Below are 3,560 nucleotides of genomic sequence, written 5' to 3' on the forward strand. Positions count from 1 at the left end.
CAGCACCGTGCTCGTGGCCGGTCTGCGCTGGGACGGGACGGGTCCAGCGTGCGCGGTGGCCCGCGCCTGCGCCGACGCGGGTCATGCCGCGGCGCTGACGCTGGCCCAGCTCAGGGACAGCGAGATCACCTGGGCGCCGCCGGAGATGTGGGTTGTGGAGAACCCGAGCATCCTGGCGATGGCGCTGCGCCGGTTCGGCACCCGGTGCCCACCGCTGGTGTGTACCTCGGGCTGGCCGAACAGCGCGGTCCTGCGCACCCTGCGCCGCGCCGCCGACCTCGGCACCCGACTGCACCACCACGGCGACTTCGACGGCGACGGCCTGCGCATCGTGGCCCACGTGGCGGACCGGACCGGTGCGCGGCCGTGGCGCATGGGCACCGGCGACTACCTCGACGGCCTCCGCACCGACGTTCCGTCGCCCGCCCCCGGCCGGGTCACCGACGCGCCGTGGGATGCGGACCTCGCCCCGGCGATCCGGTCACACGACCGGGTGGTGGCCGAGGAGCAGGTCGCCACCCGCCTGCTCGACGACCTCGCCGAAGCCGCACCGCCGGGGGACCGTACCGACGCCGGTGCGCGACCGTGGGCCGTCCCGAGCCGACCCCTCGCGACCCCCTGGATCGACATGTGAAGTACCGTGCTACATTCAGCGTAGCACTTTCCGTGCTACGGTCGGACCATGGAGCGCATCGGTGTCCGGGAGCTGCGGCAGAACGCGTCCCGTTACCTGGCGAGAGTACGAACGGGGGAAACCGTGGAGGTCACGGATCGCGGCGAGCTCGTCGCGCTACTCGCACCGCCGCATCGGACGACGGCTGCGCGGGACAGGCTGATCGCCCAAGGCACGTTGATCCCCGCAGCGAACCCGGACGGCCTCCGGCACCTACCGGAACCACCTCCGGCGAGCAGCGCACAGTCGACGCTCTCCGTTCTCGACGAGCTGCGCGAGGAGCGGTTGTGATCTACCTGGACTCCTCGGCTCTGCTCAAACTCGTCGTCCGGGAGGCGGAGACCGACGCGTTGCGCGACTGGCTCGGCGACCACACCGAGCCAGTCTGCAGCAGTGAACTCGCCAAGGTCGAGGTGACGCTCGCCACCCGGCGCATCGCCCCGGAACACCTGCCCACGGCCCGAGCCGCGATCGCCGGGCTCGACCTGCTGCCGCTCTCCAGCGCCACCATCGCCCTCGCGTCCGAGACCGAGCACCAGCTGCGCAGCCTCGACGCACTTCACCTCGCATCCGCACTGCTGCTCGGTGACGAGCTAACCCGGTTCGTCACCTACGATCATCGACTCGGGTCCGCGGCCGAGGCCGTGCGGCTGGCCACGACGGCACCCGGTTGCTGAAGCACCGTGCTCGCCGTGCGGCCTGAGCCACTGCCGCACGACGCCCTCGAACGCGAGTGGGGCGCCCCGGACGGATCCGGGGCGCCCCTGCTGTCCCTCACCTACCGATGATCACTTGCCCACGTCGGAGCGGGCGGCGGCACGCACGAGGCGTCCCTTGTCCCGCTTCTCGATGATGCCGGCCTCGGCCAGCTCGTCGGACACCTCCGCGACGTGGTCGACGAACGCGCCGTGGTTGGCGTACTCGCCGTCGGCGTCGATCACATCGCTGACGGTGCACCCGTTGCCGGTGTCGACGTTGGCCACGCCGGTGTCGTGGTCACCGATGACGACCGTCTCCCGGGTGTCCGAGTCGGGGCAGGCGTCGTCCCCGCCCGCGACCACGGTGAACGAGACATCACCGTCGGCGGTGTTCTCCGCGTTGTCGGTGGCACGGAACCGCACGGTGTAGTCCCCCGGGCGGTCCAGCGTCACCGGGCCCTCGTAGAACTGGAACTCGCCGTCGCCGACGGCGTACTCCACCGAGGCCACACCCGACTCGGCGTCACTGGCCGACACCGTCACCGTCGCCGACCCGACGTAGGCACCGTCGGCGTCCCGCTCGCCGGTGACCTCCGCCGAGACCTCCGGCGGCGTCGCGTCCTCAGGCACCGGATCCACGACGGTGAACGACACAGACTCCGCTTCCGAGGTGTTGCCCGCGTTGTCCGAGGCGCGGAACCGGACGGTGTGCTCGCCCGCGGCGTTGACCACCACCGGGTCCGTGTACGGCTGGAACGCCTCGTCGCCGACGGCGTACTCCACCGAAGCCACACCCGAATCGGCGTCACTGGCCGACACCGTCACCGTCGCCGACCCGACGTAGGCACCGTCGGCGTCCTGCTCGCCGGTGACGTCCCCGGAGACCTCCGGCGGGGTGGTGTCACCCGGCTCCGGCTCCACCACGGTGAACGACACCGAGCCCGCCTCCGAGACGTTGCCCGCCTCGTCGGTGGCGCGGTAGCGCACCGCGTGGTCGCCGGGCTCGTCGACGGTCACCGGGCCGTCGTAGGCCGTGAAGCCCTCCTCGCCCAGGGCGTACTCGATCGAGGCCACACCCGACTCGGCGTCGGTGGCCGACACCGTCACCGTCGCCGACCCGAGGTAGTTGCCCCCGGCGTCCTGTTCACCGGTGACGTCCGCGGAGACCTCCGGCGGTGTGGTGTCACCCGGATCGGGCTCCACCACGGTGAACGACACCGAGCCCACCGACGAGGTGTTGCCGACGCTGTCGGTGGCACGGTAGCGCACGGTGTGCTCACCCGGCTCGTCGACGACCACCGGCTCCGAGTAGGGCGCGAACCCGGCTCCGTCGAGCTCGTACTCGGTGCTGTCCACACCGGACTCATCCGTCGCCGACAGCGCGACCGTCGCCGAGCCCACATAGGCACCGTCGGCATCACGCTCACCGGTCACCTCCGCCGAAACCTCCGGCGGCGTCGTGTCACCCGGATCAGGCTCCACCACGGTGAACGACACCGAGCCCACCGACGAGGTGTTGCCCTCGGTGTCGGTCGCCCGGTACTGCACCGAGTGGTCACCCGGCTCGTCCACCGAGACCGGTTCCGAATACGGCTGGAAGCCGGTGTCGTCGAGCTCGTACTCGATACTGTCCACACCGGACTCATCCGTCGCCGACAGCGCGACCGTCGCCGAGCCCACATAGGCACCGTCGGCATCACGCTCACCGGTCACCTCCGCCGAGACGTCCGGCGGCGTCGTGTCGCCGCCGCCGGAGCCGTCCGTGACGACGAGCTCGCCGACCATCTGCCCGTGCCCGGGCATGTCGCAGTAGTACCGGTAGGTGCCCGGGGAGAGCTCCACCTGGGCCTCGTGCCTGCCCTGGTCGGCGTCGAACGGGCTCGCCACGATGTTGAGGTCGACGTCGTGGTTGTAGCCCGGCGTGCTCGTGTCGAACGTCAGCGTGTGGGCGACACCCGTGGTGTTGCCGGTGGCGGTGCTGTTCTCGAACACGATCGTCGCGGTGCCCGCCGTGGCCGTCTCCGGAGCGGACGCGTAGGCGTCGAGCCGGTCGTCCGCGGTCCACGTCAGCACCTGGTCCTGCGCGGCCGTGGCCTCACCCGTGGACGCGGCGCCGGTCGACTGCTCCATGGCCGAAGCCGGAGCGAGCCACAACGCCGCGACGAGCATGCCGAGCACCGCCGGACCCG

The 3,560-nt window shown here is 71.4% G+C and carries 4 protein-coding genes; 3 read left to right on the top strand and 1 reads right to left on the bottom strand.

Annotated elements, in window-relative coordinates; genetic code table 11:
* From SACSA_RS23435 to SACSA_RS0116545, 3 genes are all read left to right on the top strand, one after another.
* Window positions 1–634: DUF2399 domain-containing protein (locus SACSA_RS23435; RefSeq protein ID WP_157596948.1), on the top strand; the 634-nt coding region annotated here is incomplete at its 5' end.
* A 48-nt stretch (window positions 635–682) separates the two neighbouring features.
* Window positions 683–964, top strand: a complete 282-nt coding sequence (locus SACSA_RS0116540; RefSeq protein ID WP_019818832.1) for a type II toxin-antitoxin system Phd/YefM family antitoxin — start codon at window positions 683–685, stop codon at window positions 962–964.
* A complete protein-coding gene (locus tag SACSA_RS0116545) occupies window positions 961–1,350 on the top strand; it encodes a type II toxin-antitoxin system VapC family toxin (RefSeq protein ID WP_019818833.1) in 390 nt (129 codons plus the stop codon). Before SACSA_RS0116540 ends, SACSA_RS0116545 begins: the two co-directional genes overlap by 4 nt.
* Window positions 1,351–1,461: 111 nt before the next feature.
* Here the strand turns inward: SACSA_RS0116545 and SACSA_RS23440 are convergent.
* Window positions 1,462–3,560: OmpL47-type beta-barrel domain-containing protein (locus SACSA_RS23440; RefSeq protein ID WP_019818837.1), on the bottom strand; the 2,099-nt coding region annotated here is incomplete at its 5' end.

The sequence above is a fragment of the Saccharomonospora saliphila YIM 90502 genome (assembly GCF_000383795.1).
GTDB lineage: Bacteria > Actinomycetota > Actinomycetes > Mycobacteriales > Pseudonocardiaceae > Saccharomonospora > Saccharomonospora saliphila.